This is a genomic window from Bacillus cereus group sp. MYBK108-1 (assembly GCF_051917185.1).
In the GTDB taxonomy this organism is placed as follows: domain Bacteria; phylum Bacillota; class Bacilli; order Bacillales; family Bacillaceae_G; genus Bacillus_A; species Bacillus_A cereus.
The window spans coordinates 31,747-45,801 of sequence record NZ_JBQAHZ010000038.1 but is presented as its reverse complement, the minus strand read 5'-3'; the positions used below and the strand labels follow the sequence as shown (position 1 = coordinate 45,801).

Here is a 14,055-nt window from a genome sequence, read left to right as displayed (position 1 = left end):
CAAGCGAATGCACAAGCAGAGGCACAGAAAGCCCAAGCTTCAGGTGCACAAAGTGCAAATGCTAGCTATGGTACAGAATTTGCAACTGAAACAGATGTACATGCAGTGAAAAAACAAAATGCACAATCAGCTGCAAAAAAATCACAATCTTCTAGCTCTAATCAATAATGAAGGGAAAACACTTCTCTATCTTAAGAGAAGTGTTTTCTCAGGTTGTGAAGAAAGTCTTCTCTACAACCTATTTTTGTGTCTGAACAAATACATAATGTATCACTAGCAACTTTAGATGATGAGTTTGCCACAGTTTTAAAAACTGAAGATTTCTTTTAGAGATACTGAAATTGTGCCTTTAACTGGTTCACATCCTTCAGCAAATATTTCATATGAAATTGAGTGTAAGTTGTTATCATTTTCTAGAGGTTCTGAGCCATTTAGATGCTGTTCTTTTATTTTATTTTTTAGAGATACAACAGCTATATGGGTATATGGATGTATGACATTATTATAGCCACCAATAAATCCAACCAATAAAAATTTCACGTATCATAATAGTTATGAAGAAATTCTTTCAACAAATGGTTATACAATTCAAAACAAAAAAATGAACATCTTCAGAGGAAATATAGGATTAGAGGTTCCTTTCATATTCTTCATATATTCTGGTAGTAACATCCTTAATGCAATGTCCATTCTGATTTTCCCTGCACGTATCAAGGTATGAATTTCACTGCCATGGAATCCGTCTAAATCTGTACGAAGCCCAGCTAAAAGCATCTCAATATCCTCTTTATCTGTAGAGCGAGGTGGCAATTGATAGCCTGGTAAAGTGATTTGGTCGGTATAGAAAGGATTATTATTCTTATCTATTGAACTACCCCCATTTTCACTTCGTTTAGAAGAGAGGGATTCCTAAGTAAAGAGTTCTATCGAACTCTAATTGATTAGGCTAGCTCCACAGTCCTTGCGGTTAGAAGCCTTACCGCTTCATTCTTTAGATTAATACTTGCGTTAATATCCCTCTCATGGTGTGTGCGACAAGAAAGACAGTCCCATGTACGTAGGTTTAGATTTTTAACGTCTTTGTTTTGATATCCACAACAAGAACATAATTGACTTGAAGCAAATGTTTTCGATACGACAATGACTTGTTTGCCGTACCATTTTGCTTTGTATTCTAACATGGCTCGAAACTGTGATCATGATACCTCACTAATTGCTTTTGCTAACGTATGATTCTTTAACATATTCGATACTTGCAAATCCTTTATACCAATAACATCGTGGCTTTTGATGATTTCAGTCGAGATTTTGTTCAAGTAATCTTTTCTAGCATTCGTCATATATTCATGAATTCTAGCTACCTTTACTCGTTGTTTATTCCAGCGAAAAGATTCTTTCATTCTTCTAGAAAGAACACGCTGCGCTTTCGCCAATTTCTCTTCTAATGATAGAAGAAATTAATAAGGTGCATCAAGCAAACCTATTAGAAATGGAAAAGAGACTAGGTGATCGCATAGACCAAAAGAACAAATTGATAGAAGAGGATATAAAAGAAAGAAATAGATTGATAGAGGAAGATCTGAAAGATTGTAAGGAACGTGAAGAAAGGATAGAAAAAAGGTTAGAGCTAAGAGATGATAATCATATGAAGATGGTCAGAGAGGTTCAAGCTGCTAAACGTACTATTGTATCAGCACAGGAAAAAATAGCGGCAAATCCTGGTGGAAGTTTTGGAAATGAGTACATTCATTGCTAAATGTACTTATTTCTGGGATAAAAGGAAAAATATTCTTGCCCTTTTTATTTATACTAAACTATAATTTCACATACCTTACTATGTATAAGATCAGTAAGGCGCTTGATAAGAAAGCTTTTGTAGAAATGGTCTTAAACAATGGTTCACTTCCAGCAAAAGGGATTGCACCGTTCAATTTTGCGAGGGGAACGGATGAAAAAAACTTCGGGAAAGTGAGTGGGAATTTAGTAAAATATGATGTGAATGCAGCGAAGGAAAGCTGGAAAAAAGCCAAACAAGAACTAGGTAAAGGGGAAGTAGTATTGGAATTGTTAACAAGCGATAATGCGTTAGCAAAGAGAAATGCAGAGTATTTAAAGGGTGAACTTGAAAAGAATTTGAACGGACTAACCGTGAATATTAAACCTCAGTCACGTAAACAACAAATCGAATTGTTATTCAATAGCGATTATGACATAGGTGTTGATGTATGGGGCCCTGATATTCCGGATCTTTTTACTTTCTTAGATTTATTTACGACAGATAGTACATATAACTTTGATAAGTATACCAATAAGCAATATGATGAACTAATACATAAGGTGAAAATCGATTTAGCTGATGAAGAAAAGGCACGTTGGGAAGCAATGAAACAAGCAGAGAAAATATTATTAGAAGATGAAGTAGTAGCGCTGATCTACCAACAAGGAAGGTCATATTTACAACGTTCTTTTGTCAAAGGTATTGTGACCAACGATTTTGGTGGAAAAATTAACTATAAATGGGTTAAAGTTAAAAGGTAGATGGGTAAATTTGAAGTATGATGAAGAAAAGGAATACGAAAAAAGGAGTCGATATCCGAATCCTTTTAGTTATAAATAACGTGGAGTTAGAGTATAATTTTATATGGGTATACGGTATTAGATGAACACTTTATCCTTTAATGGTGATTAATGAGGGATTGTGGGAGGGGCTTACAGCCCTTTTTTTTATGGTATTCCATAAACTTTCTTTTATAATTAGATACAGTTTGTATCAAGCAAATTGTTAAATATCGATCTAAGTAATTTTAAATTTGAAGCAAAACCCAAAGTACTTTATCATTCTAATCAATGAACATAATGTAGATTAGTAACAGGTTGTTGCTGTTTTTAAGCATATAATATGATGAATTCTATTATTATTTTAAATTAACTGAAATGTACATTAATAAAAGATATAGCTCTAGTTCCTATTGGTTTGCTATGAATAACTGATGTTAAGTAAGAAAGTTGGTACAAGTTAATAGACGACAATAGATAAGATGACTTTAACGAGTAATTCAAGGGTTAATCTCATTTTATTTATTATATATTTTAATATAAGGTATTAAGAAGGAAGTTATGGATAACTGGTATACCCATTTCAGAGAAACCTACAATATGGTGAGAATCTAATGTTATTTTTTTACTTACTTTGTATGTAAATTAGTTGGCGAGCCACATACCCATCAAGCTAAGAAATTCATTGTTCCTCAAAAAGAAAAAATGAGCTGATTTTTCAAAATAACTAACTGTAGATTGCCTTTTTTGCAACAAAGAAAAAGCTTATTAAAAATCGCTATATGATTTTATATATGGGCTTCTTTTTAAACTATTTTTCATGGGAATTTGACGCATTACTGGTAATAATACTTACAAAAACTTACCCTATATAATTTTAGTTACCATAACCCTACTTATCAGCAGGCCATCTATCTAAAAACTTAGAAAAGTCCTTTCAGAAAATCTGAAGGGACTTTTCTTTCACATAATTTATATTTATCAGTGGTGTTTATTTTCTATTTTTAAACACTTCTAATGTTCTAATTTAATAGATAAGACGGCACAACATTCCGTACAAACATCAATAATTAATCTAGAAAATTGATTAAAGAGATTATTTGTACTAAAAGATTTTAAATATACTTGAGAATCTAATGAACCTTGTCTAATTGCTCTAGAACCGCAATTACAACATATCTTATTCATTTTCAATGCCTTCTTTCTAAAATTTAGTCCACATAAACTCCGTTAGCCGTAATATAAAAAGAGGGATTATCCCTTCTCATAAAGAATGATCATTCTCCTTATTTATCCAATTATGTCGTAGGAAAATTTTTCTCCTCTAATATTTCAAATTTAATCTCTCCATTTTCATAATATATCCGCTTTATAATCGGTATAGTTTCCATTTCATTTTCTTTGTCACTTGTATAATAATTTTTTGTTTCTATGTGAACGATATTCATCAGACATAACCTCCTTTTTTATCCATAACAAAAAACAAAGAACACATTTTTCTCACAGTTGTATATGTATTCTCATATTTTTCTTTTATTCTTCTTATTTTATGGGGGTTAGTTCAGTTGGATTTCCGATTCCGTAAAAAATAAATTACCAAAAAGAGAGCTAAATGGCTCTTTTTTTGTGCTTTATTTTGGAAAATATTTCTTTTATGATGAAATCAAATTGCAGAATGTGTTTATTGTTGTCATGTTTTCAGAGTATAAAATACTTTTTTAGGGCGTCGATTAAGCGAATATATATAAGATGAAGTCATTATTAATATCGTTTTGTCAGAGAAAAATGAGTTTAAATCACATGAGATTGTGCACGAATGGGTATTCAATCTGAATTTAATTGGTCCGACAATTCTACCAATTCCTCCTTTTACATTTCCGACGGAATCGACTGGGGCAACGGGATCAACCGGGTCAATATCTACCAATCGAATTTACGTAAGAAATCCAAATAGTAACAACGTTTCCGTGATTGATAGGATAACAAATAGCGTGATTAAGACTATTCCGGTGGAGAATGCTCCAGTTGGAGTAGGAGTCAATCCCTAAAGCGAATATAAAACACTAACAGTGATAATTAAAGGTACTTTTGCATCCGGAAACTATGTAAATATTATGAGAAAAGACTCTACCCCTTAGGAGATTCTTTTTCGTTGTTAGAGAAATCTTTTAATCAGGTATGACTCACAACATTAGCTTGGTGGTCCATGGATTGTACCAAAAATTAAGCTAATATCTCATGTAAAAAATTGCATTTAGCATTTTTTAAGAACAACATAAATAAAAATAAACTAAAATGAGGTGATTTTATGGGAGAGAAAAATCTACATTTAGGTTGTGGCCGGACCATTCTCGAAAACTGGATAAACCTTGATGTAGTAAAACAAGATGGAGTAGATGTTGTCGCTAATTTAGATAATTGTAAAAATAAGCGTTTACCCTTTGAAAATGATAGTATTGATCAATTTTTAGCTGAACATTTATTAGAACACATACAATATCCTTTATTTTTAATGGAAGAGTTACATCGCATTGCTAAACCAAATGCAAAAGCAGTTTTTAAAGTGCCTTATGGATCAAGTGATAGTGCTTTTGAAGATCTAACGCATGTAAGACAATATTTTTTACATTCTTTTGATTATTTTTACCAACCTTGTTATTGGCGTGCAGATTATGGGTATTGAGGTGATTGGTTAATTGAAAAAATTATAATTATTGTAGATGCAAACCAATATCAAGGGAAAACTAGGGTAGAGATATTAGATGATGTGAATAAGTACCGGAATATTGTTCTTGAAATGATAGTTGAACTACGAGCTATAAAACCAATTCGAGAACTACAACGCGAACTACTTAGAGCCCCACCTATTGAGATTCGTTTAGGTACTACGTTTTAGGTGGAAAATCTAAATTCAAATAAAATAAAGATATCTATAACAGAGGTGCTCAGATGATTACAATTAGTTTATGTATGATTGTAAAAAATGAAGTTGAAACACTTAATAGATGTTTAGAATCAGTTAAAGACATTCCTGATGAGATAATCATTGTAGATACAGGCTCAACAGATCAAACGAAACAAATAGCTAGTAAATGGACGAAACAAATTTTAGATTTTAAATGGATAGATGATTTCTCAGCAGCTCGAAATTATTCTTTCCATCAAGCTTCAATGGATTACATTTTATGGTTAGACGCTGATGATATACTTTTACCAGAAGAACGTAAAAAGCTACTTAATTTAAAACAATCACTCACTCAAAAAATTGATGCGGTTTCCATGATTTATCACGCAGAAATTGATAAATTCAATAATGTTTTAACCAGCATTCGCCGCAATAGATTAGTTAAAAGAAGTGAAAATTTTCAATGGCATGGCGTTGTTCATGAAGATCTAAGTATTCATGAACAGTATAATTGTCTCGAAAGTGACATTATAGTCACCCATAAAAAAATTTATGCCGATTATGAATCAGATCGAAATCTCAAACTATATGAACAATTTTTGAAAAAAAATAATGGTAAGATGACAGTTCACGATATATTTCATTATGCTAGAGAATTACATAAACATAAAAAATATAAACAAGCCATTGAATTTTATAACAAGTTCTTAGATTACGAAGATATCCAATTAAAACACAGGCTTTTTGTTATGCATAAATTAGCTAGTTGTTATCATCTAATCGGAAATTTTAAAAAAGAAATAGAAATAACATTTCAGTCTTTAGAATACGATGTTCCTCAACCGGAATTTAGCTGTCGCTTAGGTGAATTCTTTCTTAAGAATAATCAGTTTTCTCAAGCTGCCTATTGGTATAATCAAGCTATAGAAGCACCTTCAGCAAATTCTGCTCATTTCATTGAACAACAGCCCTTTAAAACTTGGTTACCGCATAAACAATTAGCGTTTTGCTACTTACAGCTAAAAGACTATAAACAGACTTATCATCATAATCAAATGGTTCTTCGTTTCTTACCAACTGATGAGGAGACCCTTAATAATATTAAAGTAATTGAGGAGTTAATGATAACTGATTAACAATTATAGGATGTTTATTTATCTGTAAAGTGAAATTTTTTCGGAGGATTTAAACATCCTATAGACTTAATAGTTTTCATGTTCATAAAGATTTGAAATCCCTTTAAAGACATTTTTGATAATTTATACCCCATTAGAAATGTTATGAATAAAATCAATTAGTTACAGTTCTATGCTTCTAGCTTCGTTTTTATATTATCCAGCACGTTCTTCTTCAGATAAAAAAATACTGTTTCCTCTTCTCTCTTCATTTCTGGCTGTTTATGCAGCTCATCCAAGAATTATTACTCCGCATCTTCTACGATATTTTAATAATATTTTTTGTTTTCTCTATAAACTAATCGTTTGAATTGATTCGACAGTATACAGTACATGTGAATAATGCTAGGTGCCCCTCTAATATTATTTTGTGGTATGGAGCCAGACCCTCAGAATGAGTCTATGTGTATGTAAAGTAACAATATATATTCTCATACAATAAAATAAGCGAAGGGGACAATGAATTGGATGATACACATATTAATGATTTACATAAAGACAGAAATAGGGAATATCTATGACATATCCAATTAGAGTAAGAACAAGTGCATTAATCATTAAAAATAGCAATTTACTATTAGTTGAATTTAAAGATGAGAATGGATTACATTATAACTTGCCAGATGGAGACGTTGAGAAAGGAGAGACTTTGATCGAAGCAGTTAGAAGAGAAGTATTAGAAGAAGCTTCTGTTTTAATTAATGTGGGACAAGTGGCATTTTTATATGAATATGGACCCTTTAAAAATAAAGAGAAATATGGGACAGTTCATTCGCTAACAACGATTTTTGAATATGAGTTAAAAGAAGGAGAAACACATTGTCTTTCGGATAATCCAGATGAAAATCAAACAGGTGTTAAATGGATGCCGTTAGATGAATTGTAAAACATCCTTCTATATCCTAATCTTTGTAGCGAAATTCAAACATACATAAATAATAAACGAAACATTGAACTTATGGAAGAACAACAATTAAATGGATATTAATAAAGTTTTTGGAGAAAAAATAAGAGCTTAAAATAGTATCTTTAAATTAAAATACTATATAAAAATATTTTAATTATTAAATAGAGGATTAGCCATGGAACGAATCTTTGTAGTATATGCGCTTATTTATCATTTTAACCAAGAAGACTCCTTCCTCAAGGACCGTGAAGGGGCACAGCCCAGTGAGTAGGCGGGAGGCGTTCAATTGTATATAACCCCTTTTATGTTCAATTAATATTAGAACATATAAAAAGACACTATGTATACATAGTGTCTTTTTATATGTTGACTTATTCTGAAAGAAAATGTAGTGATTAATCATAATTTGTTGGATACTTCTTGGTTAATAATATTATAACATTATCATAGAAGAATTTAAATGTATTTATTCATATATATGATTTTGGTGTATTTTAGACTCGTCTTAATTTCATTCTATTACCAAAAATTCCAGTTTATTTATTTTCATATCTATAATATAATTTAACTGCTAAATCGTAAAAAGGAGTTCTAATAGATATGGAGATGAGAAACTTACAAAAACTAATTGAAGACAAGAAAGTAGAATTAATTAAACTTGTAGATAAATATGGATTTAGACATCAGCAGGTGCTAGATTTAAGTCAAGATATAGATGTGTTAATAAATCAGTTTATTTATATAAAACATAAAAACGAGTAGAACTTTGCATTTTAATGAGGATTACTTTGGGATATTTTAAATTGCTTAAAATTAGTACAAATGCTGAATAGGCATTTTTGAAGCTTTTTAAGATAAAGGGAGGTTTTATAAATAAATAGACGGTCTTTATTTGATAAATAAAGAAGTTTGTGGAAATGAATGGCTTATATGAAAATATTTTTACGTGATTGCATATAAAAGAGCAGCTAGCAAAAAATAACTACTTAATACAAGGATATACAGAGAAAACCACATTTAAATGAGTTTCGATATATAGTCTACATACAGTGTTAACGTAACACTTATTTTAAATCCAATTTATTTAAAGTAAACATACCAATACATAAAATGGCTGCGCCTACTGCAGAACCTAACCAGTCTCTCCAGCTTAATGTACTTAAAGGTGTATCTTTTAAATCCATAATTAAGAAGATAACAAAAATTAGTACACCGAATGCTAAGCATCCCCAAAAGTTTCTAGAGATTTAATATTCTTCTTTCGAAATCTGTTCATCTAAATCACCTCTATTAATCCTTAATACTTTTATAAACAAATTATTGCTTGTATAAAAATTGAAGTTACAAAATACACAATACGTCAAATTACAACTCAATAAAATAGGAACTTTGTGGCAAGGGATAATTAAATTAGAAAAACCGAAACAGATAATACTTATTAAAAGAACATATTTTACAAATTAGATTATGATAGTTGATATTCTTCATATTGACCAGAAAAGAATTAAAAACTCTAGTGAAATTCCAAGTGTCCTTTTCCTAGTTTTTTGAAATTCTTTAATCAAATAGCCAATGGCACTAATTGCTATAAGAATAAAGAGAATAAGTTCTAGTGTAACTGGCATTTTATCTACCCCTAGATAATTTTAAAAATTAAATATATAAAAATTATAATATATTTTATAGTTAGTTGCGAGAATTAAATGAAAAATATAGTTCAGCAGAAAAGAAGATTAGATAATACAAAAGTATTCGGGAGAAGTGGTTAATAAGTAAAAAAAAGAGTAAAGATGAAAAAGAGCAGTTTTCAAAAGCTAACTGCTCCAATCATGGAATATGGTTAAGAAATGGGTTGTCTACATTATTGCCGGAATATTTAATTTTATCAAGGAGCCGCGATTAAACTACACAAAATTTCTGATTAATATCCAGGTAGTAAATATAAGAACTAAAGTCTCAGCAATTGTCTAGGATTTGTTTTTATGCGTTTTTTGACTTTATTTATAAAAGTGATTTTGAACGTAAGGAATTTGTAAGGAAGAGGTAAGAAAAAGGAGATTTTCATTGTGTATGATTAAAATGTAAAGAAGAGTGAGAGGAGGAACAAATACTATATATTTATATGAAAAAACAAATCAATTAATAAGACTTGTATGGGAGAAAAGAGAGATTACAAAGGTTAACACACTTGTAAGAAAAGGATAGGGCATTTTCAGGTCAGAAATTTGTTTATGAAATAGTGGGTATAAGAATAATTACAAATTCAATATCGTACTTTTGTCTTTAGTTAAGATGAAAGCCGTGTGATTAGTTTAAAAACAGTAAAAAACCATCTATACAATATGAATAGGGGAGAGGAATATTTTAATGAAAAAGCACTGTCACATTACATGTACAGGTTTAGCCCTTTTAATAACTGGAGGTTCCCTGTTATATACAACGCCAACCGTAAGTGTAAAAGCGGAGTCCATTCAAAATGTATCTAGTTCGTTACAAAGAAGCAACCAAAGAGATCGTAATTCCGTCAAAGAGGCAATGCGGGATACATTAAAACTTGGATATCCAGGGATACTTGCTAAAACTTCTGAGGGTGGAAAAACATGGAGTTATGCGGCTGGTGTAGCTGATCTGAGTACCAAGAAACCAATGAAAACAGATTTTCGTTTTCGGATTGGCAGCGTGACAAAGACGTTCACTGCAACAGTTGTACTTCAATTAGCAGGAGAAAACCGCTTAAATCTAGACGATTCTATTGAAAAATGGTTGCCTGGTGTCATTCAAGGAAATGGATATGATGATAAACAGATTACTATCCGGCAATTATTGAACCACACAAGTGGTATCGCTAATTACACAAGGTCAAAGGATTTTAATATGATGGATACAAAAAAATCTTATACTGCTGAAGAATTAGTAAAGATGGGAATATCCATGCCTCCAGATTTTGCTCCAGGAAAGAGCTGGTCGTATTCAAATACAGGATATGCATTACTAGGAATTCTTATTGAAAAAGTAACTGGGAACAGCTATGCAGAAGAGATTGAAAATCGAATTATTGAACCACTTGAATTATCGAATACATTCTTACCTGGAAATTCAAGTGTCATTCCAGGAACCAAGCATGCCCGTGGATATATCCAATTAGACGGAGCAAGTGAGTCAAAAGATGTTACTTATTATAACCCAAGTATGGGGAGCTCGGCCGGAGATATGATTTCTACAGCTGATGATTTAAACAAATTCTTTTCTTATTTACTTGGAGGCAAATTACTGAAAGAACAGCAACTAAAGCAAATGCTTACAACAGTCCCTACAGGAACAGATGAACTTGGTGATTCCGGGCTTGGAATTTTCAAAATGAAGCTTTCAAACGGTGTATCGATATGGTGGCATGGAGGAACCATTCCTGGCTTTTTAACTTTTGCTGGGGGCACACTTGGAGGTAAGCATACCTTGGCCGTCAATTTGAATAGCCTTAAAGCTGATAGTCCTGATCCTTTTAAAAATATTTTACTTGCTGAATTTACTAAGTAGTTTAAAAGTAAAGACGAGTAAAATTTATCATAGTTTCATAGTTAAATAAATTAATAATAAAATCGATCAATTATCTAAGGAGGAAATTTCCTCATGAAAATTAAGCTAACTGGTGTGTTAGTCGCTACATTAGCGCTTATGATCCTACCAACAGGGGCGAAAGCATTCTCTGATAATAAGACTACAGTTGTAACTAATGAAGAAGTAGCTAGCCGAGAACTGAAGAAGATTGCAGCAGAGAAAAGAATGACCGTGACGTTGCCATCAAATGGTTCATTTGCGGTGTATGATGAGAAGGGAGTTTGCGTCAACTTCACCATTCTGAGTGGCAATAACAAGGTGAAACTGCCGAAGAACGGAACAATCGTATTCGCTGGGGCACCGAACTCAGAATTTGCAATCTCGATGAACTAGCATACAAAAAATATATAAATAATTATTATCAATTTTATTTATATATTAAAAAAACTGAATGTCTATTCAAAAAAACTGTGCATAAAAACTTGCATTATAACAAGTTTTTATGCACAATTTTTTTATTTTATGCCTTTCATTAAACCGTGAATCTTTGGGGCCATAAAATATAAAATTACATTTAAAATGATTGAAAGGCCACCAATTACACCGAATTGAACTACCCCCACTTTCACTTCGTTTAGAAGTGAAAGTGGGTTAACCTAAGTAAAGAGTTCTATCGAACTCTTTACTTAGGTTAACCCCGCAGTCCTTGCGGTTAGAAGCCTTATTGCTTCATTCTTTAGATTGATACTTGCGTTAATATCCCTATCATGGTGTATACGACAAGAAGGACAGTCCCATTCACGTAGGTTTAAATTTTTAACGTCTTTATTTTGATATCCACAACAAGAACATAATTGGCTGGAAGCAAATGTTTTCGATACGACAATGACTTGTTTGCCATACCATTTTGCTTTATATTCCAACATAGTTCGAAATTGTGACCATGATACCTCACTAATTGCTTTTGCTAACTTATGATTCTTTAACATATTCGATACTTGCAAATCCTCTATACCGATAACATCGTGGTTTTTGATGATTTCGGTTGAGATTTTGTCCAAGTAATCTTTTCTAGCATTTGATATGTATTCATGAATTCTAGCTACCTTGACTCGTTGTTTATTCCACCGAGAAGATCCTTTCATTCTTCTAGAAAGAACACGCTGTGCTTTCGCCAACTTATCTTCTAATGATCGGAAAAACTTCGGATTTTTATAGGGTGTTCGATCTGACAAAATAGCGAAATCTTTTAGTCCTACATCTATTCCAATGTAAGAATGTGTTTTCGGAAGTTCTTGTACTTCTGTTTCAACTAATAGTGACACAAAATATCTGCCAGAATGGTTTCGTCTAACAGTGGCACTTACAATACGTCCCTCTACTTCACGACTTTTGGCACATCGAACAAGGCCTAGTTTCGGCAACTTTATTTTGTTCCCTACAACGGCAATATTTTCATTTGTTTGTTTTGTGGTATAAGATTGTACGTTGTTCTTCTTAGATTTAAAGCGCGGGGCGCTGTTTTGTTTTTTGACAAAGCGCGTATAAGCATCCGCAAGGTTGCGAACAGACGACTGAATCGCAATACTATCCACTTCTTTGAGCCAAACAAAATCTTTCTTCATGGCAGGGAGTTTGGCAGAGCATGTACCATAGGTCAAGCCTTGTCCTGTCTCTTTGTATGCGTGATCCCATAAGGATAGGAAATGATTGAATACAAAGCGGGAACAACCAATCGTTTTGTTGATTAGAATTGCTTGTGCTTGATTTGGATAGATACGAAACTTATAGGCTTTATTAATCATCATTTCATTCACCTCCATTTCGGTATATAACCATTATAAACCAAACGTACATTCGATAGTTAGTAAAGTAACACTTTCTATATGTCGAACAATTAAGATGGCTTCCTGCCATCCCTTGTTCGAAGCCAATTTAGCTCCCACCTACTCCTGGGCTGTTGCCCTTCACACACTCCTTGAGGAAGGAATCTTCTTGGCTAAAATGATAAAAAGAAAATTAGATGTTTAGTATTAAATAAAATTAGTATCAATACAATCTTGGTCCTTTAAGGAAACCAAATTAGAGAGCAACATTTCAAAGGGTATCTTGTGATATAACTAAGTAGAATTTTTAAGCAAGGGGATGATGAGATGAATAAATTGAAGGGGAAAATTGCATTAGTAACAGGGGCTAGTAGAGGAATAGGCCGAAGCATTGCCTTACATTTGGCACAGGCTGGTGCGTTAGTCGTTGTTCACTATAGTAAAAGAAAAGAAGAAGCAGAAAGTGTAGTGGATAAAATTAAACAAGATGGCGGTTCCGCATTTGCGATTAGTGCAGACTTAAGTACCTTTAACGGTATTAATAAATTGTATTCAATGATGGATCAATCTCTTCAAAAATATATAGGCGATACTACATTTGATATTCTTGTAAACAACGCTGGAATTGGGCAGATTTTAACGTTAGAGGAATCTACAGAGGAGTCTTTTGATGAGGTTATGAATATTAATGTGAAAGCTCCATTTTTCATTATTCAAAAGGCTTTGCCACGTTTAAAAGATGGAGGCCGGATTATCAATATTTCGTCTTTTGTCACACGGGTAGCCTCCCCAAGTGTTTTTGCCTACAGTATATCTAAGGGGGCAATTAATACACTCACTCATACTTTAGCACAACAACTTGGTGCCCGTGGTATTACAGTAAATGCAATTCTCCCGGGTATAATTAATACAGAAATGAACGCTGAGACATTGGGGAATAGAGATGGACAAAAATATGCCGCAGGTTTATCGACATTTAATAGGTGGGGAGAACCTAATGATATAGCTGATATTGTAGGTTTTCTTTCTTCATCAGACAGTCGTTGGATAACTGGTGAGTTAATCGATGCAAGTGGTGGATCTTGCTTATAATACTTAGAGGAAAAGCCAACTTAAATTAAGGTGACTTTG

Annotated in this window: 11 protein-coding genes and 5 pseudogenes; 11 read left to right on the top strand and 5 right to left on the bottom strand. The window is 32.5% G+C overall.

Annotated features, from left to right (window positions below):
• A partial coding sequence (locus tag ACTFSL_RS29070; protein ID WP_440042826.1) for a gamma-type small acid-soluble spore protein occupies window positions 1-168 on the top strand: 168 nt, incomplete at its 5' end.
• A 138-nt stretch (window positions 169-306) separates the two neighbouring features.
• Here ACTFSL_RS29070 and ACTFSL_RS29065 read toward each other — a convergent pair.
• Window positions 307-528 carry a hypothetical protein gene (locus ACTFSL_RS29065; protein ID WP_142292835.1) on the bottom strand — a complete coding sequence of 74 codons (222 nt, stop codon included), beginning with the start codon at window positions 526-528 and terminating at the stop codon, window positions 307-309.
• 413 nt (window positions 529-941) lie between these two features.
• Window positions 942-1,457 (bottom strand): annotated as a pseudogene (locus tag ACTFSL_RS29060) (RNA-guided endonuclease TnpB family protein); the annotation flags it as partial.
• On the opposite strand from ACTFSL_RS29060, the pseudogene ACTFSL_RS29055 reads away from it, so the two are divergent.
• A pseudogene (locus tag ACTFSL_RS29055) lies at window positions 1,445-1,740 on the top strand (DUF3967 domain-containing protein); the annotation flags it as partial. The pseudogenes ACTFSL_RS29060 and ACTFSL_RS29055 sit on opposite strands and share 13 nt — an antisense overlap.
• A gap of 105 nt (window positions 1,741-1,845) precedes the next feature.
• A pseudogene (locus tag ACTFSL_RS29050) lies at window positions 1,846-2,538 on the top strand (ABC transporter substrate-binding protein); the annotation flags it as partial.
• Between the two features lie 1,316 nt (window positions 2,539-3,854).
• On the opposite strand, the gene ACTFSL_RS29045 reads toward ACTFSL_RS29050, so the two are convergent.
• Window positions 3,855-4,004, bottom strand: a complete 150-nt coding sequence (locus ACTFSL_RS29045; RefSeq protein WP_001028234.1) for a hypothetical protein — start codon at window positions 4,002-4,004, stop codon at window positions 3,855-3,857.
• Window positions 4,005-4,364: 360 nt separating this feature from the next.
• Between ACTFSL_RS29045 and ACTFSL_RS29040 the strand changes: the two genes are divergently transcribed.
• From ACTFSL_RS29040 to ACTFSL_RS29020, 5 genes are all read left to right on the top strand, one after another.
• Window positions 4,365-4,604 carry an exosporium leader peptide-containing protein gene (locus tag ACTFSL_RS29040; RefSeq protein ID WP_306426818.1) on the top strand — a complete coding sequence of 80 codons (240 nt, stop codon included), beginning with the start codon at window positions 4,365-4,367 and terminating at the stop codon, window positions 4,602-4,604.
• Between the two features lie 260 nt (window positions 4,605-4,864).
• Complete coding sequence (locus ACTFSL_RS29035) at window positions 4,865-5,239, top strand: class I SAM-dependent methyltransferase (RefSeq protein WP_063538733.1); 375 nt, start codon at window positions 4,865-4,867, stop codon at window positions 5,237-5,239.
• A gap of 266 nt (window positions 5,240-5,505) precedes the next feature.
• The gene (locus ACTFSL_RS29030; RefSeq protein ID WP_088338846.1) at window positions 5,506-6,597 is read left to right on the top strand and encodes a tetratricopeptide repeat-containing glycosyltransferase family 2 protein; all 1,092 of its coding nucleotides are present in this window, start codon (window positions 5,506-5,508) and stop codon (window positions 6,595-6,597) included.
• Window positions 6,598-7,153: 556 nt separating this feature from the next.
• Entirely contained in the window at window positions 7,154-7,522 is a 369-nt protein-coding gene (locus ACTFSL_RS29025; protein ID WP_063538729.1) for an NUDIX domain-containing protein, read from the top strand.
• Between the two features lie 621 nt (window positions 7,523-8,143).
• On the top strand, window positions 8,144-8,305 hold the full coding sequence (locus ACTFSL_RS29020; RefSeq protein WP_063538727.1) for an aspartyl-phosphate phosphatase Spo0E family protein: 162 nt from the start codon (window positions 8,144-8,146) through the stop codon (window positions 8,303-8,305).
• 302 nt (window positions 8,306-8,607) lie between these two features.
• Here the strand turns inward: ACTFSL_RS29020 and ACTFSL_RS29015 are convergent.
• Window positions 8,608-8,819 (bottom strand): annotated as a pseudogene (locus tag ACTFSL_RS29015) (hypothetical protein).
• A 1,091-nt stretch (window positions 8,820-9,910) separates the two neighbouring features.
• Between ACTFSL_RS29015 and ACTFSL_RS29010 the strand changes: the two are divergent.
• Window positions 9,911-11,077, top strand: coding sequence for a serine hydrolase domain-containing protein (locus ACTFSL_RS29010; RefSeq protein ID WP_063538725.1), 1,167 nt, complete (start codon window positions 9,911-9,913; stop codon window positions 11,075-11,077).
• A gap of 231 nt (window positions 11,078-11,308) precedes the next feature.
• Window positions 11,309-11,491 (top strand): annotated as a pseudogene (locus tag ACTFSL_RS29005) (hypothetical protein); the annotation flags it as partial.
• A 293-nt stretch (window positions 11,492-11,784) separates the two neighbouring features.
• On the opposite strand, the gene tnpB reads toward ACTFSL_RS29005, so the two are convergent.
• The gene (gene tnpB / locus ACTFSL_RS29000; protein ID WP_063538721.1) at window positions 11,785-12,906 is read right to left on the bottom strand and encodes an IS200/IS605 family element RNA-guided endonuclease TnpB; all 1,122 of its coding nucleotides are present in this window, start codon (window positions 12,904-12,906) and stop codon (window positions 11,785-11,787) included.
• Window positions 12,907-13,251: 345 nt separating this feature from the next.
• Here tnpB and ACTFSL_RS28995 point away from each other — a divergent pair, with 345 nt between their 5' ends.
• Window positions 13,252-14,016, top strand: a complete 765-nt coding sequence (locus ACTFSL_RS28995; RefSeq protein WP_063538719.1) for an SDR family oxidoreductase — start codon at window positions 13,252-13,254, stop codon at window positions 14,014-14,016.
• Window positions 14,017-14,055: the final 39 nt, after the last annotated feature.